At 60.4% G+C, this 25,604-nt stretch carries 23 protein-coding genes, 1 pseudogene and 1 riboswitch; of the genes and pseudogenes, 7 read left to right on the plus strand and 17 right to left on the minus strand.

What is annotated here, in order from left to right:
- Both PDO_RS21390 and PDO_RS21395 read right to left on the minus strand, forming a co-directional pair.
- On the minus strand, positions 1–307 hold a 307-nt coding region (locus PDO_RS21390; RefSeq protein WP_007606781.1), incomplete at its 3' end, for an aminotransferase class III-fold pyridoxal phosphate-dependent enzyme.
- Between the two features lie 13 nt (positions 308–320).
- Positions 321–1,160, minus strand: coding sequence for a GNAT family N-acetyltransferase (locus PDO_RS21395; RefSeq protein WP_007606783.1), 840 nt, complete (start codon positions 1,158–1,160; stop codon positions 321–323).
- A gap of 326 nt (positions 1,161–1,486) precedes the next feature.
- On the opposite strand from PDO_RS21395, the gene PDO_RS21400 reads away from it, so the two are divergent.
- Both PDO_RS21400 and PDO_RS21405 read left to right on the plus strand, forming a co-directional pair.
- Positions 1,487–2,155 carry a haloacid dehalogenase type II gene (locus PDO_RS21400; RefSeq protein WP_007606785.1) on the plus strand — a complete coding sequence of 223 codons (669 nt, stop codon included), beginning with the start codon at positions 1,487–1,489 and terminating at the stop codon, positions 2,153–2,155.
- 15 nt (positions 2,156–2,170) lie between these two features.
- A complete protein-coding gene (locus tag PDO_RS21405) occupies positions 2,171–3,445 on the plus strand; it encodes an NAD(P)/FAD-dependent oxidoreductase (RefSeq protein ID WP_007606787.1) in 1,275 nt (424 codons plus the stop codon).
- Positions 3,446–3,528: 83 nt separating this feature from the next.
- Here the strand turns inward: PDO_RS21405 and PDO_RS21410 are convergent, their stop codons facing one another.
- The 6 genes from PDO_RS21410 to argE form a co-directional block, all read right to left on the minus strand.
- A complete protein-coding gene (locus PDO_RS21410; protein WP_007606794.1) occupies positions 3,529–4,986 on the minus strand; it encodes an NAD-dependent succinate-semialdehyde dehydrogenase in 1,458 nt (485 codons plus the stop codon).
- A gap of 23 nt (positions 4,987–5,009) precedes the next feature.
- Positions 5,010–6,050 carry a tartrate dehydrogenase gene (locus PDO_RS21415; protein ID WP_007606796.1) on the minus strand — a complete coding sequence of 347 codons (1,041 nt, stop codon included), beginning with the start codon at positions 6,048–6,050 and terminating at the stop codon, positions 5,010–5,012.
- Between the two features lie 13 nt (positions 6,051–6,063).
- The gene (locus PDO_RS21420) at positions 6,064–7,527 is read right to left on the minus strand and encodes an aldehyde dehydrogenase family protein (RefSeq protein WP_007606798.1); all 1,464 of its coding nucleotides are present in this window, start codon (positions 7,525–7,527) and stop codon (positions 6,064–6,066) included.
- Between the two features lie 173 nt (positions 7,528–7,700).
- Entirely contained in the window at positions 7,701–8,051 is a 351-nt protein-coding gene (locus PDO_RS21425; protein ID WP_007606801.1) for a cupin domain-containing protein, read from the minus strand.
- 24 nt (positions 8,052–8,075) lie between these two features.
- Entirely contained in the window at positions 8,076–8,999 is a 924-nt protein-coding gene (locus tag PDO_RS21430; RefSeq protein WP_007606803.1) for a 2-hydroxyacid dehydrogenase, read from the minus strand.
- Positions 9,000–9,031: 32 nt separating this feature from the next.
- Positions 9,032–10,156 carry an acetylornithine deacetylase gene (gene argE, locus PDO_RS21435; RefSeq protein ID WP_007606805.1) on the minus strand — a complete coding sequence of 375 codons (1,125 nt, stop codon included), beginning with the start codon at positions 10,154–10,156 and terminating at the stop codon, positions 9,032–9,034.
- A 234-nt stretch (positions 10,157–10,390) separates the two neighbouring features.
- Between argE and PDO_RS21440 the strand changes: the two genes are divergently transcribed.
- Positions 10,391–11,290, plus strand: coding sequence for a GNAT family N-acetyltransferase (locus tag PDO_RS21440; RefSeq protein WP_007606814.1), 900 nt, complete (start codon positions 10,391–10,393; stop codon positions 11,288–11,290).
- Between the two features lie 114 nt (positions 11,291–11,404).
- On the opposite strand, the gene PDO_RS21445 is transcribed toward PDO_RS21440, so the two are convergent.
- The 9 genes from PDO_RS21445 to PDO_RS21485 form a co-directional block, all read right to left on the minus strand.
- Positions 11,405–12,664, minus strand: a complete 1,260-nt coding sequence (locus PDO_RS21445; RefSeq protein ID WP_007606815.1) for an NAD(P)/FAD-dependent oxidoreductase — start codon at positions 12,662–12,664, stop codon at positions 11,405–11,407.
- A gap of 34 nt (positions 12,665–12,698) precedes the next feature.
- Positions 12,699–14,198: a tripartite tricarboxylate transporter permease gene (locus PDO_RS21450; protein WP_007606816.1), complete on the minus strand. Its 1,500-nt coding sequence runs from the start codon at positions 14,196–14,198 to the stop codon at positions 12,699–12,701.
- 10 nt (positions 14,199–14,208) lie between these two features.
- Entirely contained in the window at positions 14,209–14,667 is a 459-nt protein-coding gene (locus PDO_RS21455; RefSeq protein ID WP_007606817.1) for a tripartite tricarboxylate transporter TctB family protein, read from the minus strand.
- Positions 14,664–17,039 carry a molybdopterin-dependent oxidoreductase gene (locus PDO_RS21460; RefSeq protein ID WP_007606818.1) on the minus strand — a complete coding sequence of 792 codons (2,376 nt, stop codon included), beginning with the start codon at positions 17,037–17,039 and terminating at the stop codon, positions 14,664–14,666. Before PDO_RS21460 ends, PDO_RS21455 begins: the two co-directional genes overlap by 4 nt.
- Before the next feature lie 2 nt (positions 17,040–17,041).
- On the minus strand, positions 17,042–18,016 hold the full coding sequence (locus PDO_RS21465) for a Bug family tripartite tricarboxylate transporter substrate binding protein (RefSeq protein ID WP_244426500.1): 975 nt from the start codon (positions 18,014–18,016) through the stop codon (positions 17,042–17,044).
- Between the two features lie 106 nt (positions 18,017–18,122).
- Positions 18,123–18,902, minus strand: coding sequence for an SDR family oxidoreductase (locus PDO_RS21470; protein ID WP_007606820.1), 780 nt, complete (start codon positions 18,900–18,902; stop codon positions 18,123–18,125).
- 10 nt (positions 18,903–18,912) lie between these two features.
- The gene (locus tag PDO_RS21475) at positions 18,913–19,863 is read right to left on the minus strand and encodes a 4-hydroxy-tetrahydrodipicolinate synthase family protein (protein WP_007606821.1); all 951 of its coding nucleotides are present in this window, start codon (positions 19,861–19,863) and stop codon (positions 18,913–18,915) included.
- 297 nt (positions 19,864–20,160) lie between these two features.
- Entirely contained in the window at positions 20,161–20,859 is a 699-nt protein-coding gene (locus PDO_RS21480; RefSeq protein ID WP_007606822.1) for a TetR/AcrR family transcriptional regulator, read from the minus strand.
- A gap of 209 nt (positions 20,860–21,068) precedes the next feature.
- On the minus strand, positions 21,069–22,229 hold the full coding sequence (locus tag PDO_RS21485; RefSeq protein ID WP_160167056.1) for a GGDEF domain-containing protein: 1,161 nt from the start codon (positions 22,227–22,229) through the stop codon (positions 21,069–21,071).
- Positions 22,230–22,575: 346 nt separating this feature from the next.
- Here PDO_RS21485 and PDO_RS28460 point away from each other — a divergent pair, with 346 nt between their 5' ends.
- The 4 genes and pseudogenes from PDO_RS28460 to nrdE form a co-directional block, all read left to right on the plus strand.
- Positions 22,576–22,719: a hypothetical protein gene (locus tag PDO_RS28460; protein ID WP_160167057.1), complete on the plus strand. Its 144-nt coding sequence runs from the start codon at positions 22,576–22,578 to the stop codon at positions 22,717–22,719.
- A gap of 19 nt (positions 22,720–22,738) precedes the next feature.
- A riboswitch (cobalamin riboswitch) is annotated at positions 22,739–22,952 on the plus strand.
- Between the two features lie 242 nt (positions 22,953–23,194).
- Entirely contained in the window at positions 23,195–23,416 is a 222-nt protein-coding gene (gene nrdH, locus PDO_RS21490) for a glutaredoxin-like protein NrdH (RefSeq protein ID WP_007606830.1), read from the plus strand.
- A gap of 10 nt (positions 23,417–23,426) precedes the next feature.
- Positions 23,427–23,825 (plus strand): class Ib ribonucleoside-diphosphate reductase assembly flavoprotein NrdI, encoded by a 399-nt coding sequence (gene nrdI / locus PDO_RS21495; RefSeq protein WP_007606833.1) that lies wholly within the window; start codon positions 23,427–23,429, stop codon positions 23,823–23,825.
- 59 nt (positions 23,826–23,884) lie between these two features.
- Positions 23,885–25,604, plus strand: a pseudogene (gene nrdE, locus PDO_RS21500) (class 1b ribonucleoside-diphosphate reductase subunit alpha); the annotation flags it as partial.

The following is a 25,604-nucleotide window of genomic DNA, read 5'->3' on the forward strand; positions in this document are numbered from 1 at the left end:
CCCGGTCGGCAAGTTCGGAGGCAAGGCGGATCGCCGGTTCAGAACCAAGGCCGAAATAGGCCGTCGCATAGGGCAATTCCCGCATCTGACGCGCCGCGGCCTCGACGATCGATTCATGACCGTAGCCGGCATTGACGCACCACAGGCCCGCGAAACCGTCGACGAGCTGATGACCGGAGGCGTCGGTCACCGTCGCGCCCTTGGCGGAGGCCAGAACGCGAACGCCTTGCTGCTCGTGGCCGCGATAGGAGGCGACCGGATGGATGAGGTGAGCGCGATCAAGCTCGATGAGGGAATTGTTGAACATTGTCATCTCCGGGTCAGCCGAGGGCCTGATTGGCAAGGGCAAAGGTGGTGACCGCCGGTGCGGCGGGCGGGATGGTGACGGGCCGGGCCATGGCGATGCCGCCGCCGACATGGGCGAAGCCCTGATCTTCGAGCCAGGGGGCGAGACCGGTTCCGGCACCGGTATCGACGCGCAGGAAAGCGCCTTGCCGGCGGCTGATGAAGTGCGAGACAAGTGCTTTGGCATCATTGAGATCTGGAGCAACGACCGGGCCGATCACTTCGCCGCGACCGAAGGTGCGAATGGCGGTAAATGCGGCTACCTGCCCCTCGCGGCAAATCACGGCATATTCGCCGATCTCAGCAAGCTTTCGAATGAGACTGGCGCGGTCGGCACCGTAAGCCTGTCTGTCGAGGTCGAGAATGGCTGGAAGATCGTCCGCGGTCGCTGCTCGGGTGTTGTCGGGTGCTGCGATGCTGCCGGCAACGCCCTGATGCTGGACGATCGTTCCCGTTTCGCGAAAACCCAGGCGCTCGTAAAGTGGCAATCCCTCGGCCGTGGCGACAAGGCGCAGTGGCCGGTCACCGGCAAGCGTCATGGCGGCTTCCAACAGCCTTCGTCCAAGCCCACGTCCTCGCATGCTTTCGTCGACGATCACCATGTTGATCGTTGCGCAGTCTGCGCCATAAGGGGTGAGCAGGATCGTGCCGGCAACCTCGCCGGAGCCCGTGACCGCGACGAAGCCCTCGCTCAGGGCCAGAGCCAGTCGCCAGTCTTCCGGCCGATGCGGCCAGCCGGACTGGCGCGACAGCCGGACGGCATCATCAAGATGCTCCAAGCCTATGGGCGCAATGGCGATGTCGATAGTCTGCATGGGGTGGTACCTTCATTTTCTGAACACAAGTGTTGCGTTCAACGGGCCGGTAGATTGTCTGAAGGCAGCACCAGCGGCGATATCTTCAACCGTAGGAGCAGGTGGCCGCCGCATCTTATGCTGTGCGCGGGTTATAGGCGTCGCTGGAAAGGGATTTTGAAACCCGATTGTGCGCTCCATGCCCAACCAAATGCCATTCCGGTCGGCAGATACGGAACTTTCTGCTTTCAAATCCCGCAATTCAGTCGACGCGGTCGCCGGAAGCCGACCTATGATCTAGCCATCAGCAACCGGCTGCACGGCCCTGCCTATCAAGGACGACGCGTATGACGACCTTCCGCCCGAAATTCATCACCTTCGACTGCTACGGCACACTGACCAACTTCCAGATGGCGGAAGCCGCGCGCGACCTCTATGGAAACCGCATGGATGAACCGAAGATGCTGGAGTTCATCAAGAATTTTGCCGCCTACCGCCTGGACGAGATCCTCGGCGACTGGAAGCCCTATGCCGATGTGGTTCACAATGCGCTGGAGCGGGCCTGTAAGCGAAACGGTGTCGCGTTCACGGACGAGGATGCCCGGTTCGTCTACGAGCGGGTGCCGACCTGGGGGCCGCATGCGGATGTGCCGGCAGGTCTTGCCAAGGTCGCCAAGGAAATCCCGCTGGTCATTCTCTCCAATGCGATGAACTCCCAGATCATGTCCAATGTCGACAAGCTCGGCGCGCCATTTCATGCCGTCTACACGGCCGAGCAGGCGAATGCCTACAAGCCACGTTTCCAGGCTTTCGAATATATGTTCGACATGCTGGGCTGCGGGCCGGAAGACATTTTGCATTGCTCTTCCTCCTTCCGCTACGACTTGATGTCTGCCCATGATCTTGGGATCAAGAACAAGGTCTGGGTCAACCGTGGTCATGAGCCGGCCAATCCCTATTACGGTTATGTCGAAATCTCCGATATCTCCGGCCTGCCTGGCGTCGTCGGGCTCTAAGGAAAGACAAAACCCATGAAATACCTGTCCTACTGGCACGATACGGCACCCGGGTTCACGGGCGCTGTCGAAGGGCCGATCGAGGGTCACTACGACGTCGCAGTGATCGGCGGCGGCTTTACCGGGCTTGGCGCGGCGCGGCAACTTGCCAAGGCCGGGACCAGGGTGATCGTGCTGGAGGCGGAAACCGTGGGTTACGGTGCGTCTGGACGCAATGGCGGCCATCTCAACAATGGCCTGGCGCACAGCTATCTGGCGGCGAAGGCGGAGATCGGCAAGGAGCGCGCCATCGCGCTCTACCAGGCGCTGGATGCCTCGATCGACACGCTAGAGGCCATCATTGCCGAGGAGGGCATCGACTGCAATTTTCGCCGGGCCGGCAAGCTGAAGCTGGCCTCCAAGCCGCAGCACTTTGACAGCATTGCGAAGAATTTCGAGGCGGTGCATGCCGAAGTGGATGCCGACACCGCGCTGCTTTCGTCCGCCGACCTCAAACATGAAGTCGGATCGCCCTTCCACGGCGCCATGCTGTCGAAGAAGAGCGCGATGATGCATATGGGGCGTTATGTTGTCGGCCTGGCCGGGGCGGCCAGCCGCAGCGGTGCGGTCATTGCCGAGAAGGCGACTGTCACGGAGCATACACAGACGGGCGGCCGGCATGTTCTGAAGACGGCAAAAGGCATTGTGACGGCAGATCAGGTTCTGGTCGCCACCGGCGCCTATACCAGCGCAAATTTCGGCTACTTCCGGCGTCGCATCATCCCAGTCGGCAGCTTTATCATCGCCACCCGGCCGCTGACGGATGCGGAGGTTGCAGCGACCATGCCGGGCAACCGCACCTGCGTGAACTCGATGAATATCGGCAATTACTGGCGTCTATCGCCGGACAACCGGCTGATTTTCGGGGGCAGGGCACGCTTTTCGGCCACGTCCGACCAGCGATCCGACGCCAAGGGCGGCGCGATCCTGCGCGAAAGCCTCGTCCGCCTCTTTCCGCAGCTTTCCGAGGTCGAGATCGACTATTGCTGGGGCGGGTTGGTCGACATGACCAGCGACCGCTTTCCGCGGGCGGGCTATCAGGATGGGGTGTGGTACGCGATGGGCTATTCCGGTCATGGCGCACAGCTTTCCACCCATCTCGGCATGACGATGGCCGATGCAATGCTCGGTCGGCCAGATCGCAATCCACTCAAGGGCCTCGACTGGCCGGCGGTTCCAGGCCATTTCGGCACGCCCTGGTTTCTGCCGCTGGTGGGGCTTTATTACAAGGTGCTCGACCGGTTTCAGTAACGCGCAGCCTGGTTAGGGCTGGCAAGTAAAAGGGGAGTTGCTTCGGCAACTCCCCTTTTGCATTCGTGAAGATCATAAAAGGCTCAGGAGAGTCCGCCGATGTGGAAGGACTTCATTTCCAGATATTCCTCGATGCCGGCCCTGGCGCCCTCGCGGCCGAGGCCGGACTGTTTGACGCCGCCGAAGGGGGCGACTTCGGTGGAGATGGCGCCGGTGTTGAGGCCCACCATGCCGAATTCGAGCGCCTCGCCGACACGCCAGGCGCGCTTCAGGTTTTCGGTGTAGAAATAGGCGGCAAGGCCAAAGGGCGTGCCATTGGCAATGGTCAGCGCCTCATCTTCTGTTTCGAAGCGGAAGAGGGGGGCCACCGGGCCAAAGGTCTCCTCGCTGGCAAGCTGCATGTCTGTCGTTGCGCCCGTGAGGACCATGGGCGCGGCATATTGTTCGCCGACCGGCATATCCGTGCGGGTCGTGACAATCGTCGCTCCCTTGGCCAGTGCGTCTTCGACATGGCGGTTGATCTTGGCGATGGCGGCCTGGTTGATCATCGGCCCGATCGAAACGCCGGACTCGGTGCCGGGTCCGACCTTCATGGCATTGACACGTCCGCTGAGTTTTTCGGCAAAGGTCTCATAGACGCTGGCCTGCACGAGAATACGGTTGGCGCAGACGCAGGTCTGCCCGCCATTGCGGAATTTGGAGACGATCGCGCCCTCGACAGCCAGATCGAGATCGGCATCGTCGAAGACGATGAACGGCGCATTGCCGCCGAGTTCGAGCGAAAGCCGCTTCACGCTATCGGCCGCACCGCGCATCAGCAGGGAACCGACGCGGGTGGAGCCGGTGAAGGAAATTTTCCGCACCGTATCGTTTGCCATGATCTCGTTGCCGATGTCGGCCGGCATGCCGGTGACGATATTGATGACGCCGGCCGGAATGCCGGCTTTTTCCGCAAGCCAGCCGATCGCCAGCGCCGAATAGGGCGTGAATTCGGATGGCTTGATGACCACGGTGCAGCCGGCGGCAAGGGCAGGGGCCACCTTGCGGGTGATCATCGCATTGGGGAAGTTCCAGGGCGTGATGATGCCGCAGACGCCGACCGGCTCCTTCAGGACGACGATCCGCCGGTCGGGCGTGGGGGATGGGATGGTGTGACCCTCGATGCGCCGGGCTTCCTCGGCGAACCATTTGACGAAGGAGGCGCCGTAGCGGATTTCACCGCGTGCCTCATCCAGCGGCTTGCCCTGCTCGGTTGTCAGGATCAGTGCAAGATCCTCGATATGCTCAAGCATCAGCGCATGCCAGGCTTCGAGCAGGGTGGCCCGCTCGCCATGGGTCTTCTTCTTCCAGGGGCCATAGGCGGCAGCGGCGGCCACGATCGCAGCACGCGTCTCGGTAGCGCCCATGTCCGGCACGGTGCCGACAACGGATTGGGTGGCGGGATCGATCACGTCGACACTTTTGCCAGACGCCGCTGGCGTCCACTGGCCACCGATCAAAGCGTGTTGCCGGAAAAGGCCTGGTTCTCTCAAGGTCTGCATTTTTTTGTCCTGTCCCAAATAAATCAAAGTGCCGCAAGAATTGCAGCGGTGATTGCCTCTGTCCGGTCCTTGCCGGGACTGGTGCCTATGCCGCTTGCGGTCGTGCGTTCGATGGCCGCCATGATGGCAGCCGCGGCGACCGTTTCGCCCAGATGGTCGAGCATCATCGCTCCGGACCAGATGGTGGCGATCGGATTGGCGATGCCGAGATGGGCGATATCGGGTGCCGAGCCGTGCACGGGCTCGAACATCGAGGGTGCGCTTCTGTCCGGATTGATGTTGGCGGACGCGGCAAAGCCCAAACCGCCCTGGATGGCGGCGCCCAGATCGGTCAGGATATCGCCGAAGAGATTGGAGGCGGCGACCACGTCGAGGCTTTCCGGCGCCATGACCATGCGCGCCGCCATCGCGTCGATGTGGTAGCTGGTGACCTCGATGTCAGGATATTCGGCTGCGAGCTGCTGGGTCACTTCGTCCCAGAACCCCATCGAATATTTCTGGGCGTTCGATTTGGTGACGGAGGCGAGTTTTCCGCGGCGTGCACGCGCCTGTTCGAAGGCGAAACGCAGGATGCGTTCGACACCCGTGTGGGTGAAGATCGAGGTTTCGACCGCCACTTCATTGGCTGTGCCCTGATGAATGCGGCCGCCGGCGCCGGAATATTCACCCTCAGTGTTTTCACGGATGCAGAGGATGTCGAAGGCCTCGGCCTTGAGCGGCCCTTGCACGCCCGGCAGCAGGCGGTGGGGGCGGATATTGGCATATTGCACGAAGCTCTTGCGGATCGGCAGCAGGAGACCGTGCAGCGAAACCGCATCCGGCACCTGCTGCGGCCAGCCGACCGCGCCGAGCAGGATCGCGTCGAAGCGGCGCAATGTCTCAATGCCATCGTGCGGCATCATCGCGCCGGTTTCTTTGTAAAAAGCGCAGGACCAGGGGAATTCAGTGCCATCGAGCGTAAAACCGGCCGAGCCGGCAGCCTTCTGCAGCGCCGACCAGGCAGCGGCAGTGACATCGCCTCCGATGCCGTCGCCGGGAATAAGGGCAATCCTGTGGGTTTTCATCGTGGTCATGTCCTCAAAGTCTGATCAAGACGCTCTTGCTCTTGCGGTTGGCCTGGAAGGCTTCGCGACCGAGATCCTTGCCGATGCCTGATTGCTTGTAACCGCCGGTCGGCAGGATGTGGTCGCGCGATCGGCCATAGCGGTTGACCCAGATGGTCCCGGCCTGAAGACTGCGGGTGAGACGGATTGCCCGGGAAAGGTCGCGGGTGAAAAGCCCGGCGGCAAGTCCATACGTGGGATGTGCGGCCAGCGACAGGGCTTCTTCTTCGTCGCGGAATGTCTGCAGTGCCAGCACAGGGCCAAAGATCTCCTGCGTGACGGCCGGCGATTTTTCGTCGACACCGGCGATCAGCGTCGGCGCATAGAAATAACCGGGAGCATCCATCGGCGCTCCGCCTGTGAGGCATTCGCCGCCAGCGGCAACAGCCGCCGAAACAATCGAATGGATGCGCTCACGCTGCTGGTCTGAAATGATCGGCGAATATTGGGCCGCCGCATCCCAGGTTGGCATGGGTTGAACGGCATTCATGTAGCGAAGGATCGCGTCGACAAGCGGCGCTGCGACACTCTCTTCGACGATCAGGCGTGATCCGGCAACGCAGGCCTGTCCGGCATTGCTGATAATGCTGGTGGCGATTGCGGCTGCCGCCTTGTCGAGATCGGCATCTGCAAAGACCAGCTGCGGGCTCTTGCCGCCGAGTTCCAACGTCATCGGCTTGATGCCCGTGCGGGCGACATTTTCCATGATCGCCGAGCCTGCGCGCGTCGAGCCGGTGAAACTGACCTTGGCTATGTCGGGATGGCCGGTGATGGCATTCCCGGTCACGTGGCCATCGCCGAGCACGACATTGATCAGCCCGGCCGGCATGCCGGCGCGCACGGCAAGTTCCGCCAGATAGATGGCGGAAAACGGCGTCATCTCGGAGGGCTTCAGCACCACGGCATTGCCGGCGGCGAGCGCCGGGCCGAGTTTCCATGCAGCCATGGAGATCGGGAAGTTCCAGGGCGTTATGGCGCCGACCACGCCATAGGGTTCGGTCACGATCATGCCGAGATTGCCGTCATCGGTCGGCACTAGGTCGCTGCCTTCCTTGTCGGCGAATTCGGCAAAGAAGCGGATCTGCTCGGCCGAAATGGCAATATCGCCTTCGATCAGATGGCCGACTGGCCGGGTCGAGTAAAGCGCTTCGAGCCGGGCAAGCGTCACCGCTTCCTTCTCTATCATATCGGCCCATCGGCGCATCACGTTCAGCCGCTCGCGGGGGCGAACGCCGCCCCAGTTGCTTGTCTTCAATGCGGCCTTGGCGGTCTCGACCGCTCGGTCGACCATGTCGGCGTCGGCACGCGGGCAAGCGGCATAGGAATTGCCATCGGAGGGCCGATGCATCGGGATGACGCCATCGGCCGGGATGAGGCTATCTCCGATGAAATGCCCGATCGGAAGGGACAGGCTGGCAGGATCGAAACTCAGGGTCATCAGGATTACCTCGGATCGCTATCTTGCGAGGCTACCGGATCGGCTGGAGTGACTTGACCTGATCGCTGCGGCAAGGACGGATGAAAACCCTGTTTTGCGGCCGCCGCGCAGCTTATTCTTCGGCGTTCCGTTGTGGCAGCGGCGGGCATTGATGACCGCCGCTGTACACGCCCTCAAGCCGTTACGTAGATCTTGCGGACGGTCTCGATCGTCCGCCATGTGCCGACGAAGCCGGGTTTCATGACGAAACTGTCGCCGGCCTTGTACGTCACCGGCTCGCCGCCTTCTGGCGTGATTTCCACGAGGCCCGAAAGGATGTGGCAAAACTCGAAGGTCTCGCCCTTGATAGAATGGGTCAGCCCCGGCGTGGCTTCCCATACACCCGTGTGGATGGTCTCGTTGCGGGCGGCGTCCTGCGCCCAGGTCTTGAAGCTGGGGCTTCCGGAGATCAGCCGTTCCGGGGTCGGCACGGCCTCGCGCGGCGCAAAGGACGGGGCGGGGTCGATGGTTTTCAGAAGCGACATGGTTTTCCTTTCGGGTTGGATAAGTCAGTAGCCGCGATGGCGATCGACAAGGCCTGTCGGATCGAGACCGGCGCGCAGGCGTTTGATGTTGTCGATGACGGCCTTTGCTGCGGAATGCGGCTGCGTGACACTTGCCACATGGGGTGTCAGCAGGATGCGGGGATGGCTCCAGAGGGCATGGCCAGATGGAAGCGGTTCGGGATCGGTCACATCGACGACGGCGCCGGAGAGTTGACCGCTGTCGAGGGCCGAGATGAGGTCTTCGTGGTTGAGCTGTGGTCCCCGGCCTGTATGCACGAGGCCAGCTCCCCGTGGCAGGCGCCCGAAGAGATCCGCATCGAGCAGACCGCGCGTTTCGGCCGTCAGCGGAAGCAGGCAGATCAGAATGTCGGTTTTAGACAGCATATCGGTCAGGCCATCGCTTCCGGCATGGCATGTCACGCCTTCAATCGCGTGCGGCGACCGGCTCCAGCCCGAGAGCTGGAAACCGAACGACTTCAGTCGTTTGAGCACTGCCTGTCCGAGCATGCCGAGGCCAAGCACGCTGACGCGCCGCTCAGGCGCCTGTACCGGAGCAAGAGCCTGCCAGAGCCCGGCTCGCTGCTGGTCCAGATAGGCGGGCAGGTCGCGGTGGAGCGACAGTACCGCAAGCGTCACATATTCCTGCATCATGCGAACGATGCCTTCTTCCACCATGCGGACCACCTTCACATGGGCGGGCACGTCAGCGATGCGAAACTGGTCGACGCCGGCGCCGATGGAAAACAGCACTTCGAGATTGCTGTAGCGCTGCAGGTTTTCGGGAACGGTCCAGGTGATCAGGTAACGCACGGATTCCGGATCAACAGTGCCGGGGTCCATGGAGAAAGGCAGATCCGGTAGATTCCGCGCAAAGGCCTCCCGGAAGATAGCGCCGCGGTGGACGTCGGAGTGAAAGAGGAAAGTCATGGGCAGGGGTCCGTTCGCTGTCTGTCGAGAGGTCAGGCGCAGCAGTGCTTGCCGAGCGCCTCGATCATGGACTGGCAGGCCGAAAGCTCGCCTGCCAGGATGTATTCATCGGGCTTGTGAGCGCGGCCGATATCGCCCGGACCGCAGATAATCGCGTCCACGCCGGCTGTCTGGTACAGCCCGGCTTCCGTCCCGTAGCTGACGGTGCCGAGCGGTTCCTGGGCCGTGAGTTTTGTCAGCAGGTCGGTAAGAACGGTCTGGCGCGCCAAGGAGAGAGCCGGGTAGGCGCTCAGTTCCTGCCATTCGACACCGATTCCGGATGTCCGCAACCGCTCGGCGGCGATACGGATCGGCGCCAGCAGGGTCGCGGGATCCAGGCCGGAGATGGCGCGTGCCTCGACATCCAGCGTGCAATGATCGGGAATGATGTTGAGCGCCTGGCCACCCTGGATCAGGCCGGCCTGCAACGAGGAATAGGGTGGCTCGAAAGTCGGGTCGAAAGGGCCGTTTGCAAGATCTTGCGCCGAAGACACGGCCGCCTGCAACACCGTTGCCATGGCATGCACCGCATTCAGTCCGAGATCCGGCCGGGACGAATGACCGGATCGGCCCCGCAGCGTGATACGGGCAGCCGCCTTGCCCTTGTGTGCGAGGATAGGCCGCATGCCGCTGGGCTCGCCGATCACGGCCCCCAGCGGTGCTACGCACAGTTCGGGCAGGCGGGCAAGGAGATGCGGCACCCCGCGACAACCGGCTTCTTCGTCATAGGAAAAGGCAAGATGGATGGGCCTGGTTAGGGGGACGGCGGCCAGCGCGGGGACGGCTGCCAGCACGGCGGCTAGAAACCCCTTCATGTCGCTGGTACCGCGGCCAAAGAGCTTTTCTCCATTGCGACGCAGGGCAAAGGGATCACTGCTCCAGCCTGCCTCCTGTGCGGGAACGACGTCCATATGACCGGAAAGAATATAACCAGCTTTGTCCGAAGGGCCGATGGTGGCGAAGAGATTGGCCCTGTCACCCTCGGGACCGGGGAGAATATGCACGGGGATGCCGAAGCCTTCGAGATAGGACCTGACCCACTCGACGATTCCGGCATTGGGCGTGCCGACGATGGACGGGAAGCCCACTAGCGCTGTCAGGATATCGGTGGCATTCATTGCGCGGTTCCTCGTGCGGTTTCTGGCATCCGCTTCGGCTCTTGATTGCAGTTCGACTTGAAAGATTAGGCGCGAGCGGCATGAATGGCTGCCGAAAGCGATCGCCATACGGTCAATTCTTGTGTCGGATGAGGTGGTAGAAGCGGAATCTTCTGCAAGGACCGGCTAGAATACACGTAAAAGGAAGTATCGAGCGGCTGACGGCAGGTTCGCTCGGCGCCAGGGAGGCGGATGATGGATCTGAAAATACCCGACACGTTGCATGTCGACGCATACCAGATGCGATTCGCCAACGTGGCGGATGTCGATCTGGAGCGTTTGCATGCGCTGTCGATCGCGGTCGGTTGGCCGCATCGGGCAGAAGATTGGCAATATCTGCGCGAACTCGGCCATGGTTTCGTCGCTCTCGACGATATCGACCGTGTGATGGGCTCAGCCATGTGGTTCCCGCACGGTGAGCATTTTGCTACCCTTGGCATGCTGATCACATCACCGCGGCTGCAGACCAATGGGACGGCGAAATGGCTGATGCAGCGTGTCCTGGCCGAGTGTCCCGGCATGGGCTTGCGGCTCAATGCAACGCGCGCGGCGCGCCGCCTCTATCGCTCTCTGGACTTTGTGGCGCAGCAGACGGTGTTCCAGTGCCAGGGTGAGGCCCGCAAACCGCTGGACGCGACAGATTTGCCCGCCGGACACGAGATCAGACAATTGCGGCCAAGCGATCTCGATGCAGTGATCGCGTTTGATGCGCCAGGATTTGCCTTTCCTCGCCCTGTCCACCTTGCCAAGCTATTTGAAAGCTCGCTCTGCTACGGGCTCTATCGGGGAGAGGAACTGCGGGCCTTCTCCATGAGTCGTGCGTTCGGGCGAGGCTATGTCCTTGGGCCGATCGCGGCATTGTCGCCGGAAGACGCGATCGTGGTCGCGCGGCCACATGTCGATGCCCATGCCGGTCATTTCCTGCGTATCGATACCCATGTTGAAGCCGGTCCCTTTGCTAGCTTTGTCCAGCAATGCGGCCTGCCGGTCTTTGACACCGTGACGACGATGACACTCGGAGAAGGCGTCGACTACGGAACGGTCGGCGACGAGAAAGGCGCGTTGTACGCTCTCGCTTCCCAATCGATGGGATGACAAGCTGGAGTTCAGCGCCCGCATGTTCGAAACGCTGTCACAATAACGTGAAGTTCTCATTAGGTCTTTCGATCGTCAACATGCGTTTGGTGACAGGATCTGCAGCGCCGTTCCCTAGGTTCGGAAACGCCAGGCCGACAGTGCCGAGATGTCGAATGCAGGGTCGCGATCGGCAATCAGGTTGGCAACGAGTTGGCCGCTGACCGGCCCAGTCGCGAGTCCCACATGCCCATGGCCGAACGCATGGATGATGTCGCGCGATGCCGAGGCAAAACCGATGACTGGCAGTCCATCGGCGGTCGAGGGGCGATGCCCCATCCATCGGTCGATGCCGGAAGTCGATGAACGATCAGCCAATGCGGGATAGGTCGTTCGTGCATGCTTGAGCAGAATATCGGCGCGCGCCCAATTCGGTGCCGCTGAAACGCTGGCAAGTTCGACCTGGCCTGCGATCCGCAACCCGGCAAGCGTTGGATTGTTGCCCATCTTGCCATCACCCGGCATCAGCGGCATGTCTGATCGAATCTCATTGGCGGGTATGACCACGTGATAACCGCGTTCGCTTTGCAATGGCACGCGGTCTCCAGCCTGCGCCGCAAGGCTCTTCGAATGGATGCCGGCGGCGATCACCGCCTTGTCGCAGGCCACCGGTCCCGCGTCTGTCTGCACGCCAGCCAAACGCCCCGCAACGAGATCAAAACCGATTGCCCGTGCATGTACGCGCGTTGCGCCCTGGCGAATGGCGTGATCGATCATAGCCGCAACATAGCCACCCGGATCGACGCAATGCCCGCCATCCTCGACAAAGGCTGCAAAGGAATAACGTGGCGCGAGATGCGGTTCGAGTTCATGCAGTTGCGCGGCGGACAGCTCGCGGTATGCAACGCCGTTTTGCCGCCGCAACTGCCATGCAAAGGCCTCCGCCTCGAAGGCATTGCGGTCTGGATAGGCGTAAATCAGACCCTTGCGGCAGATCAGGTCCGGCCGGCCGATCCGTTCTGCGACTGCGGCATGGCGCGATGCGGTATCATGCAACAGCTGTGACAGGATGGAAGCGGTTCGCTCCACCTTGGCGGCGGTCGATCCTGCCTGCATGAAGCCGACCAGCCAGGGTGTCAGATGGGCCAGATAACGCCAGCGGATCGCCAGCGGGCCGGACGGATCGGCGAGGTAGCCGGGCAGCTTTTTCCACAGACCCGGCATCGACATCGGAATGATGGAGGCCGGGCTCAGCCATCCACTGTTACCGTAGCTCGCCGCCTGTCGCCCGCCCGGCGTCTCCGGCTCGATGATGGTCACGCTGTGCTCATCCTTCAGGAGTTCGAGGGCCGTCGCGGCACCGACGATCCCTGCGCCAATGACGGCTATATGCATGACATTTCGCCCACGTGGTTTAAAGCCTGTTGGTTCATTCCTGAAACGCCTCCTCGCGGACATTCTTGATGTTCGGCAGGGCAACAAGGATGACGGCGATGACGGCAAGGGCGAGCAGGACAGCCGAAATCGGTCGATCGACGAAGATCGTCGGATTGCCGCGCGCGAGGAACATGGCGCGGCGGAAGTTCTCTTCCATCATCGGACCGAGGATGAGGCCCATGACCAGGGGAGCCGCGTCGCAATCGAGTTTGGCAAAGATATAACCGGCGACACCGAAGACCGCGAGTAGCCACAGATCGAAGACCGAGTTGCTCAGCGAAAAGGCGCCGATGGAGCAGAAAACGAGGATGGCCGGGTAGAGATAGTGGAACGGCATGGTCAAAAGCCGCGTCCAAATGCCGATCAACGGCAGGTTCAGCACCAGGAGCATCAGGTTGCCGACCCACATCGACACGATGACACCCCAAAACACATCCGGATGTTCGGAGATCAGCGTGGGGCCTGGCGCTATACCCTGCATGATCAATGCGCCGAACATCAGCGCCATCACGGCATTGGCGGGCAGGCCAAGTGTCAGCAGCGGTACGAACGACGTCTGCGCGCCGGCATTGTTGGCGCTTTCCGGCGCGGCGACGCCTTCGATTGCACCGCCGCCGAAGCCTTCCGGCGGGTTGGCAACACGCTTTTCGATGGCATAGGCGGCAAACGCCGCCAGCAATGCACCGCCGCCCGGCAGCAGGCCGAGAACCGAACCGATGCCGGTGCCGCGCAGGATCGGAGCGACCATTCGGCGCCAATCCTCCCGCGACGGGATCATCGAGAAGAATGGCGCATGAATTGCCGTGCGGCTTTCCGGGTTTTCCAGATCCTTGATGAGTTCGCCGATGCCGAACAGTCCCATGGCGACGACCACGAAGTTGACCCCGCTCGACATCTCCTCGAAGCCGAGCGTGAACCGTGGCACCGCCGTCTGCACGTCCTGCCCGATCAACCCGACCAGAATGCCGATGAACACCATCGCCAAGGCCTTTGGCAACGATCCCCGCGACAGGACGACGGAGGCAATCAGGCCAAGCACCATCAGCGAAAAATACTCCGCCGGGCCAAACAGCAGGCCGACTTCAGCCAACGAAGGCGCAAACAATGCCAGCAGCAGGGTGGCAACCGTGCCGGCGAAGAACGAGCCGATCGCCGCGGTGGCGAGTGCGACCCCGGCTCGGCCCTTGCGGGCCATCTTGTAGCCGTCGATCGCTGTTACCACTGACGATGCCTCACCCGGCAGGTTGAGAAGGATGGCCGTTGTCGAGCCGCCATACTGCGCGCCGTAATAAATGCCGGCCAGCATGATCAGCGAGGTGACAGGTTCGAGCCCGATCGTGAATGGCAGCAGAATGGCCATGGTTGCCGCCGGCCCAAGACCCGGTAGAACTCCGACAAGGGTTCCGAGCAATGTGCCGATCAGGCACCAGAACAGGTTGGTCGGCAGGATTGCCTGGTCAAAGCCAAGAAGAAGTGCGTTCAACGTATCCATGGGCATTCTCCTAGAAACCGAACCATGGACCGATGATGCTGACCGGCATTCCCAGTCCCTTGACGAAAGCAAGGCTGCAGCCCGCCCCGAGCGCCAGCCCATAGATTGCCGATTTGACCGGCCGCAGAGGGCGGGATGCAAAGGAAGACACCAGGCAGCAGCAGAACACGGCGGGAAGAAGCCCGCCGCCGCGGATCACCAGTCCGAAAACGACGATGGCTCCGATGATCACCGGGAGATTCGACGAATAGAGGCGAAGGGGTGCTTCATCCTCCCCCGATTTCCGGGCGCTCAACCCGACGATGATGCCCATGACAATCAGCAGAACGGCGATCAGTGCCGGGAAGGCGCCGGGTCCAATCTTGCGCCACGTTCCATAAGACAGGTCAAAGCTGCCGATCAGGAAAGCGGCACCAATCGACAGGAACAGCAGACCTGCGAGGATTTGACGATTGAGGCGTGCAGTCATGGGCGTGCTCCTCCAGTTTGTTCTTGCAGCCTGGGATCAGGAACCAGATCCGGCGGCCGGTAGGCCCGCACGTCAGGGGCCTTGCCGATGTAGCGGGAAATCTCGACGAGGCATGAATTCGGGCTCGGTCCCTGTGTCAGGTTTGACGTGCCGTGATCCGGCGTCAGCACGTTCGGATTGCCGTTGAGTTCGAGTGAACCTGGCGTCGTGGGTTCCGATGGGTCGTACCAGGCGCCCGTCGCCAGTTGCACGACCCCGGGCATGACAGCGTCGGTGATCGACACTATTGCCAGGCACGCGCCGCGATGATTGAAAATCCTGACCAGGTCGCCGTCACTTAAACCACGCGCCTGCGCATTTTCCGGATGCATGCGCACCGGTTGGCGGCCGCCGCTCTTGGTTTTTCGCGATGGTGCGGCGTGATCCCATTGGCTGTGCAGCTTGTCGTGCGGCTGGCAGGAGAGGAGGTGCAGTGGATGGGTCGCAGCAAGGTCCGCGCCAAGCCATTCCTTTGGTTCCAGCCAGGCCGGGTGGCCGGGGCAATCGGTGTAACCGAAGCCCGCGATACAGGCCGACGCCAGTTCGATGCGCCCAGATGGAGTGCGCAAGGGATGGGCATCTGGATCTGTCCGGAAATCGGCCATGAACGGCTGGTCCGGTCTTCGATTTGCAACCTCGATGAGGCCCGACTGCTGGAACTCGACAAACGCCGGCATGGCGATATGGTGCGAGGCAGCATCGGACCGCGCTGCGTCATAAAGGTGTTCCAGCCATTGCGCTTCGGTTCTCTCTTCGGTGAAGGCGCTCTCCGTGCCGAGCCGTGCGGAAATCAGGCGCAGGATTTCATGATCGGACAGAACGCCGGTGGGTGCTGCCGCAAGATGCGTCGAGTAGCCGAAGAAACTGTCGCGCCCGCTGGCGACGACGTCATCCCGTTCGAGGAAAGTCGATGCCGGCAAGACGATGTCGGCATGCCGGGCATGGGCGTTCCACCAATGCTCGTGAACGATGATCGTCTCCGGCTTCTGCCATGCCTCGACAAGCCGGTTGAGATCCTGGTGGTGATGAAAGGGGTTGCCGCCTGCCCAATAGACCAGCTTGATGTCCGGGTAGGTTCGGGTTTTGCCGTTGTGCTCATAATCTGTGCCCGGCGACAGCAGCATGTCGGCAATGCGCGCGACGGGGATGAAGTCGGAGATCGGGTTATCGCCTTGCGGCAACGATGGCCAGCGAACTGGCGAAGGGGGCTGTCCGATGCCGGCGACGGAAGCATAGCCGAAGCCGAAACCTTGCCCCGGCAAACCGATCCCGCCCAGCAGCGAGGCAACTGCGATGGCGGCCCAATAGCACTGTTCGCCATGATCCGCCCGCTGCAGTGCCCAGGCCATCATGATCAGGGTCTTGCGTGTGGCAATGCGGTCGGCCAGTTCGAGAATGCGCGCAGCCTCAATGCCGCTGATCGACGCCGCCCAGGGGGCGTCCTTGGTTACGCCGTCGTTCCTGCCGAACAGATAGTCCCGCAGCGTTTCGTAGCCAACCGTGTAGCGTTCCAGGAAGGTCTCGTCATGGTGTTTAGCCGTGATCAGCGTATGGGCGAGTGCGAGCAGCACAGCGGTATCGGTGCCGGGCCTCAATGCCATCCATTCGGAACCGAGTTCCTCGCCAGCATCGTCACGCACAGGGCTGATATTGACAAATTCCGCGCCGGCATCCCGGCAGGCCACGAGCCCCTGGCGGGTTTCGTGACGCACGACGCCGCCGGCATTGACTCGAGCATTGCGCAGTGGCGTACCGCCGAACATGACGATCAGCTCGGCATGGCCGACAATCTGGCTCCAGGGCGTCTGGCCCGAGACAAGCCCATCCAGCGAACCGATGACATGTGGCAGGATCACCTCGCCAGCCGCATAGCTGTAGGTCTGGACGGAGCGAACCGATCCGCCGTTCATGTTGAAGAAGCGTTTCAGCTGGCTCTGTGCATGATGAAAGCGCCCGGCACTGGACCAGCCATACGAGCCGGAAAAAATCGCGCCGTTTCCATGATCATCGCGTACGCGTCGGATTTCGCCGGCCACGAGATCCAGTGCCTCGTCCCAGGAGACCTCGACAAAGGCTTCACTTCCGCGCCTGCCGCCGGCATAGCCCGGACCATGTTCGAGATAGGACTTTCTGACCGTAGGCCTCAAAATCCTGCATTGTGCAAGCCTATCTGCCGGAAGCTTGGTTCCGAAATCGACGGGATCGGGATCGCCCGCGAAAGGACGAACGGCGTCTTGTGCATCATCGTGGCTGTAGAAACCCCAATGGCTACCAACATGGCGCCGTTTCGTCGAAGGCTCCGTATGGGATGTCATGTCCGGAGCCTTCGTCATTGTCATTCCACCTTGATGCCGGATGCCTTGACGATCTCGTCGTAGCGTTTCGTTTCATCGACCACGAAAGTCTTGAGGTCGGTGCTGTTCTTGTACATCGGCTCGAAACCGAACACCGTCAGCTTGTCCTTGAATTCTCCTGAGGTGACAACCTGCTCCATGGCCTTGCTCAGGTAATCGAGGGCCTTCGGATCAAGATCCTTCGGAGCCCAGACACCATACCAGGACAGCATTTCCAAGGGTGCCATGCCGCTTTCGGCAATGGTTGGAACATCCGGCGCCAGCGGCGAACGGGTGAGGCTCGTGACGGCGAGTGCCTTCAGGCGTCCGGCCTTCACATGCGGCAGCGACGACAGGATCGGATCGGCAATCAACTGCACCTGGCCTCCGATCATGTCGGTCAGAGCCGGACCGGCACCCTTGTAGGTCACCACTTCGGTATCGACGCCCGCCTGCGCCTTCAACACTTCGACCGTCAGGTGCCCCGCCGATCCATAACCGGATGTGGCAAAGTTGAAGGCATCAGGGTCTGTCTTCACTTCCGCGAAGAATTCCTTGAGCGTGTTGGCCTTGACGGAAGGGTTGGTGCTGATCAGCAGCGGGCCGGCGGCGATACCGCTGATATGGGTGAAGTCGTTCACTACGTCAAACGGCACGTTCTTGTTGATCAGCGGCGTCACCACATGGATCGACGCATTGAGCAGCAGGGTATAGCCGTCGGTCGCGGATTTGACCACTTCGGAAGATCCCGCCACGCCACCCGCGCCGCCGGCGCGATTGTCGACGACGAATGTCTTGCCGGTCTTTGCCGAAAGTTCTGCTGCCAGAACCCGCGCAACCCCGTCGACTGCGCCACCGGGCGGGTAGGGGACGACGATGGCCACCGGCCGTGAGGGGTATTCATCGGCCATGGCAATACCGGCAACCGGCAGCGTTATCGAGAGGGCAAGCAATGTGGATCCGAAGCGGTTCATCATGGAGTCCTTCTGGCTTTGGGGGGTGGATGCAGTCAAACCTCTTGTGTATCGACAGATCGTTTTCAGTCAAAGCGGACCGTAAAGCGATCCCAAAATTCCCGATCCGTCAGAACGTCCCGGGATACTGTCCGCCGTCGACCAGCAGGTTCTGCGCTGTGACGAAACCGGCATTGGACGAACATAAAAAGGCAATGTAGGCACCGATTTCTTCGGGGCGTCCATAACGACCGGCGGGATTCTGTGCCGCCCGTTCTGCCCAGATCTCATCGAAGGAGCGTCCGCTCTCCTCCGCCAGAACCTGGACATGCTGGCGCTGGCCGTCCGAGGCGATGATGCCCGGGAGAACGTTGTTGATCGTGACATTGTGGGCAATCGTCTGGCGGGCAAGGCCGGCGACGAAACCGACCAGGCCGGAGCGTGCTGCATTCGACATGCCGAGTTCCGCCTGGGCGATCTTGACGCTGCGCGAGACGATGTTGACGACACGCCCGAACTTGCGCTCCATCATGCCGTCCACTGTCAGACGCATCATGTCGATCGGTGTCAGCATCATTCGGTCGATGCCGCGCAGCCAGTCTTCCCGCGACCAATTGCGAAAATCACCCGGCAGTTCGCCATCGGCATTGTTGACGAGAATGTCCGGATGAGGGCAGGCGGCAAGGGCGGCTTCGCGCCCCGCCAACGTCGTGATATCACCCAGAACGGCGGTGACGCGCGCACCTGTCTGCGCACGAATGTCCGCAGCCGCTGCCTCGAGTGTTTCCGGCGTCCGGGCCAGGATCGTCAGATCCACGCCTTCGTGTGCCAATGCCATGGCGGCGGCCTTGCCCATGCCGCGGCTTGCGCCGGTCACAAGAGCGTTTTTGCCGGAGATCCCGAGATCCATGGGTCCGACCTCAGGCCGCTACGGCCGAAGCCGATGTCAGCTTCCAGCCATATTTCTTGTCGAGGCCCAGTTCCTGGACGATGCGAATGCCCTTTGCCAACGCCTCACCCTCGAGGCCCGTCAGTGGGCGGCGCAGTTCTCCAGCAGGCAGGCCGACGGCCTTCATCAGCGACTTGACCGCCACCGGATTGATGGCCGAATAGTTGTAGTGCAGCAACGGCAGCAGGGTGAGATAGTTGTCGCGGAAGCCTTCCGCCTCGGCGTAGCTCGTCCATGGGCGTGACATGACGGCCACTTCGGCAGGCGCGATGTTGCCGCCCATATTGGCGGTGCCGTGACCGCCAAGGCTCATGGTCGGGACGACCAGGCCGAGATTGGGGCTATCGCAGCACATGACGGACACGTCCGGGCGGGCGGCAAGCACCTGGGCCACCTGTCCGACGCGTGCGGTCGACTCCTTGTGGATGACGTAGTTGGGATGCTTGAAGATGCGCAGCAGGTGATCCCAATGCAGGTCGCTTTTGACGCGCGGCGGATTGTTGTAGAGCCCGAGCGGCAGGTCGGTCGCGTCGGCGATCTCCATGAAGTAACGCTCGATATCCGCTTCGGGCGCGCAGATATAAGCCGGTGCCGCGAGAATGGCGCCGTCGGCGCCGTTGTCCCTGGCGAACTTGACGTTGTCGATGGTGACATCCGTATTGTTGCCGGTGCAGCCATAGAAGATTGGCATGCTTGCCGACTTCATCTTCGCCGTCTCGACGATGATCTTCTTCTTTTCCTCAGCCGACAGCATGGAGACCTCGCCGGTCGAACCCATGATCAAGACGGCCGATGTGCCGTTCGCCTCATGGAAAGCCAGCAATTCGCGAAATGCGCCGAGATCCACGGCACCCGTTTTGTCGAACGGGGTGATGAGAGCGACGAAGGATCCGGTAATCTTGCGGGCAGCAACTTCAGACATCAAATGGCTCCAGAGAAAAGTAAAACGGTGTTTGAAACATAATTTCAATCTCAATTGTGTCAACGACTTTAACAGGTCGTTTTGCCCGCAATCGAAGCGTAATTTGCCTGATTTTTCGGCATTTCAGTAAAATTTTAGAATAGAATAGAATAACAGATGCGAAGCTGGTGTATAAATTGAAATTGAATTCTCTGTAAAAAATCAAAAAGACAAATTATGATCCGAGGCGAGGGGGAGCTCGCCTTCGATATTGAAATAACAAGTTATATTGATTTGATTATTTCAGGGGGGCTTGGGTCAGCTTGCCGTCGGTGGCGCTCGAAAACCTGCGCATACGAATGCCGAAAGCTGGTCGATGATCTGTTCATCGTCATCCGTGTCGCAGAGATCCCCGGAGAGTTTCTTGAGCCGGTAGGATGCTGGATCGCTATCGATCAGAACCTGCATGATGGCGCCAATCGAGAAATTGTAGCGCCAGAAAATATCGCGGCGATGCAGCGCCGGCAGAGCACGCCCCAACGCATCTATGAACCGGAAAACCGCGGGATCAACGCGCTTGATGAAGAAGCGGGTGGTGGATTCACGCGGGCGCGACCTGATCTGCAGGATAAGGCGCGTGAGCGGACGGGCGCCTGCTGCGTCCCGGCTGAACTGTACCATCGGGCGCACCAGGGCGTTCACGACATCCTCCAGTGCAGGCGTGCCAGGCAATGCCCCAGCCTCGCATTTCTCCAAGGCTGCAATTCGCGCATGCGTGTAGGGCTCCATCATCAGGTTAAGAACTTCGCTGATAAGGTCTTCCTTGGACCCGAAATAATAGTTGATGGCGGCCACATTCACATCGGCGCGCAGGGTAATCTCTCGAACGGTCGCAAGATCGAACCCCTGTTCGATGAACACTTCCCTCGCAGCGGCGATGATCCTTTCACGGGGGTCGTCCCCGCGAGCAACCTGGGTCGCTTCAACACCAGCGGAGCCATATGCTTTCTTGGCCATTCGTCCTATTTCTTTGTCTGGAGGTCCAAAGGACGTTTTGCATCAAACAGCTGTCCTGCTTCAAGTACAATGTTGCGACCGCTTCGGCGTCGATTGTGGGTCGGCATGCAGCATGGTGCTCGGCAGTCCATCGCCAGATGCTCAACTAAGGCGCATATGTCTCAAGGAGGCTGATGGCGGACCGTCTGGCCTATGGGTTCGCCTGCTCGCTAGAGGTTTTCACAAAAGTGCATTGAATCTGTTGGCTCTTCGCCAGCAACAAAGACCTGGTTTCTGCCATGCCCCTTGGCCGAATACAGAGCTTGGTCAGTTGCTTTCAATAGTTCTTCAGGGCTCTGCAAACCTTCGGAGACCCCGACACCAACGCTTATGCTCAGCGAAATGGTTGATGTCGAATACGTCAGGTGAAGCAGCCGAACCGCAACACGGAGGCGTTCCGCGAGGACAAACGCTGTGGCCTTCGTATGACCGCGGACGAATATCCCAAACTCTTCCCCGCCGAGCCGGGCAACGGCATCTTGCGGCCCCAACTGCCGCGAGATCTCCTGAGCCACGGCCTCCAGCGCGACATCGCCACCCTCATGGCCATATTGATCGTTCACACGTTTAAAGTGATCGATGTCCAGGATGATGAGGCAATCGCCGGTGCTTAGCGTCGCGGGAAGTTGTGAATAGAACCATCGACGGTTCTTCACGCCGGTCAACACGTCGGTCTCAAGCAGATTGCGAAGACCAAGCTCGGCGCGTTCCTTGACAAGGATCAAGGTAAAGAGAGCAACGGCGAAATGACAGATTATCAGGAGGAAAAAGTTAAATTTGATATCGCCGGGGGCGTGGGGCCATCCGGCTAGCTCCATGAGAACCAAGCCTGTCAAAACGCTCGCAACGGCCAGGCTTGCACCGAGCAGATAGCGGGCCGACAGTGCCTCGCGCTTATGGTCCCGCAGGATTTTGACGGTCGAAGCCACAAGAAAAATGAAGGCGTTGGCGTTGAACACCGTTCCGCGGCTCTGGTTGTCCAGATGAAACCTCGTGGCAATGGCAATCACAACGAACAGGCATGGCAGGATAAGCGCGTACCAATCTTTCTCACCGATTTCGTCACTGCTCAGTCGTTTGGTGCCCACCCAGATGGCGGCATATCCGAATATCCCCACGGAGAAGCTCGCAAGTGTCCAAACTTCGACAGGGAGGACATTTCTCTCGCCCATGCCGGCAACAGTCGACGCAATAGCAAGAAGCAGGAAGCCCGCGGCAAGCGCTCCTAACCCTTTGGAAGCCTGCGGCGACTGCCACTTGACGTAGGCAAAGCAGATTGCGCCAACCAAGAAGGATGATTTGTGAAGCAGTAATATGGTTGCGAGATCCAACGCGGCAGCTATCCTAAGCAGTCGACAATATATTAGGCGCTTATATCGACTGATCTTTATCATTTGGTGAAGCATCGATTCCGTCTTACCAAAGCGCGTGTCGGGCATGGATCCGTTGCCTGAAGGCGACAAGCTGACCATCTGGCGGAATTGGTTTGATGGTCGGCGGAGATACGAGCGCGTCTATGACCCAGGTGGTCTTCGTTGCAGCCCCGCGGCCTCCGCCGCACGCTGGCTACTCTTGTGTCCGGAACGGCACGGTTTTTGATCATGCGATTCCGGTAGGAGCGATCACCGATGTCATTGCACGGGGCATCGGGACAGGGTGACTTTCGACGAGATTGAGTTGGAACTCTGGCTCGAGACACTTCTTAGTGGCGAGCGCCGCCTGATGGCAAAGGGCTTGTTCGTCATGATCGTCGTCGATGAGAACCAGAGCCCGTTCCTGATATCCCCAATGAATTCGACGCAGGCGCATCATATCTGTTGATGCAATTTTAACCTCGTCTACTATATATAGTGTTCGAGGTTCCCTCGATTCGGTTTCGGATCAGGGGCTAAGATGGGAATTCGGTAGCGGGCATGATGTCCGTGAAGCCGAGGCTGCCCCCGCAACTGTGAACGGTGAGCGCTGGTTCAATTTAGCCACTGGGTTTTCCTGGGAAGGCGGAACAAGTGCTGCGACCCGTGAGCCAGGAGACCTGCCTTGATCGAAACGTCCGCCGGCGGGGTGTCCGGCAGGGTTCGGCTGATTGTGTCCGGTTCGACCGGATGCCACAACCGTCCTTGCTGCCCCGTCATTCGTCTGCTTCGGGGTGAAGGCTATGAACATGACTTTCCATTTGCCTGCTGATCCGTAACCCATCGGGTTGCGCGACCACTTTTCGTTTCTGGTTTATCGATTTCATGTCGGGCATCGACTGTGCCCGAACGCTTTTCCCTGTCCAGTTTTTACCGAGGAACCCATGAGCATCACAGTTTATTCCAAACCTGCCTGCGTTCAGTGCACTGCGACTACCCGCGCCTTCGACCGCAAGGGATTAGACTACACAATCATCGACATCTCGAAGGACAATGCAGCCTTCGATCTGGTCCGCGGTCTGGGCTATGTGCAGGTGCCTGTCGTCGTCGCCGGCGAGCAGCATTGGGCCGGTTTCAGGCCGGATATGATCAGCGCGCTGGCCTGAGGCTGACGTGATGGGCGGGCTCGTCTACTTCTCCAGCCGGTCGGAAAACACCCGACGCTTCGTTGAGAAGCTGGGCGTTGAGCTGCTCCGGCTGCCAGTCGACGCCAGCGATGAGCCGCCACAGGTGGATGCGCCGTTTGTGTTGGTCACGCCGACCTATGGCGGGGGTGGCGACAAGGGCGCCGTGCCGAAGCCTGTCATCCGCTTTCTCAACAATCCGCAAAACCGAAGCCTGATCCGCGGTGTGATCGCGGCAGGCAATACCAATTTCGGCACGGCTTACGGGCTCGCCGGCAAGATCATCGCCGACAAGTGCGCGATACCCGTTCTCTACCGTTTCGAGCTTCTCGGGACGGACGAGGACGTCGCCAATGTCAGACAGGGACTGGAACGATTTTGGACACGCTAACCCAAACAAAGACGAGCGCGCCTGCCGAGGCCACGCTGGATTATCATGCGCTCAACGCCATGCTCAACCTCTATGACGAAGAGGGGAAGATCCAGTTCGACAAGGACCGGCTGGCGGCGAAGCAGTATTTCCTGCAACACGTCAACCAGAATACCGTCTTCTTCCATAACCTCCGGGAGAAGCTCGATTATCTGGTGACCGAGGGCTATTACGAGCGCGAGGTGCTGGATCAATATGCATTCAATTTCGTCCGCGATCTCTTCGACCACGCCTATGATAGGAAATTCCGCTTTCCCACCTTCCTCGGGGCGTTCAAGTATTACACCAGCTATACGCTGAAGACTTTCGACGGAAAGCGCTATCTCGAGCGCTACGAGGACCGCGTCTGCATGGTGGCGCTGACCCTGGCGCGCGGCGACGAGAGCCTTGCCCGCGACATGGTCGACGAGATCATCTCCGGTCGCTTTCAGCCGGCGACCCCGACCCTCCTCAATGCCGGCAAGAAGAGCCGAGGCGAGCTCGTCTCCTGCTTCCTGCTCCGGGTCGAGGACAACATGGAGAGCATCGGCCGCTCGATCAATTCAGCGCTGCAGCTCTCCAAGCGCGGCGGCGGCGTGGCGCTGTCGCTCACCAATCTTCGCGAGATGGGTGCGCCAATCAAGCAGATCGAGAACCAGTCCTCGGGCGTCATTCCGGTAATGAAGTTGCTGGAGGATTCGTTCTCCTATGCCAACCAACTCGGCGCGCGCCAGGGCGCAGGCGCCGTGTATCTGCATGCCCATCACCCCGATATCATGCGCTTCCTCGATACCAAGCGCGAGAATGCCGACGAGAAGATCCGCATCAAGACGCTATCGCTCGGCGTCGTCATTCCCGACATCACCTTCGAACTCGCGAAGAACAACGAGGACATGTATCTGTTTTCGCCGCATGACGTGGAGCGGGTTTATGGCGTGCCTTTCACCGAAATCTCGGTGACGGAGAAATATCGTGAGATGGTCGAGGATGCGCGTATCGCCAAGAAGAAGATCAAGGCGCGGGACTTCTTCCAGGTGATCGCCGAGATCCAGTTCGAAAGCGGCTATCCCTACATCATGTTCGAGGACACGGTGAACCGGGAAAACCCGATCGCCGGCCGCATCTCCATGAGCAATCTCTGCTCGGAAATCCTGCAGGTGAGTGAGGCAAGCCGCTTCAACGAGGATCTCTCTTATGCAGAGATGGGCAAGGACATTTCCTGCAATCTCGGATCCTTGAACATTGCGTCCGCGATGGATTCATCCGACTTCGGCAAGACGATCGAGACCTCGATCCGGGCGCTGACCGCCGTCTCCGAAATGAGCAACATCACCTCGGTTCCCTCCGTCGCCAAGGGCAATGACGATAGTCATGCGATCGGCCTCGGCCAGATGAACCTGCATGGTTATCTGGCCAGCAAGTGCATCTTCTACGGTTCCGAAGAGGGGATCGATTTCACCAATATCTACTTCTACACGGTGACCTATCACGCGCTGAGGGCTTCAAACCGTCTCGCGGCGGAGAAGGGTCGAAGCTTCAAGGGCTTCGCAAACTCCAAATATGCCTCGGGCGAGTATTTCGAGAAATATACCGCGCGGGAATGGAAGCCGGCGACGGAAAAGGTGGCTGAGCTCTTCGAAAAGGCCGGCATCCTCATTCCGACCCGGGAGGACTGGGCCGAGCTGAAAGCCGCCGTCATCACGAGCGGTCTCTACAATCAGAACCTCCAGGCAGTCCCCCCGAGGGCTCGATCTCCTACAT

The sequence above is a fragment of the Rhizobium sp. PDO1-076 genome (assembly GCF_000247475.1).
Lineage (GTDB): Bacteria > Pseudomonadota > Alphaproteobacteria > Rhizobiales > Rhizobiaceae > Allorhizobium.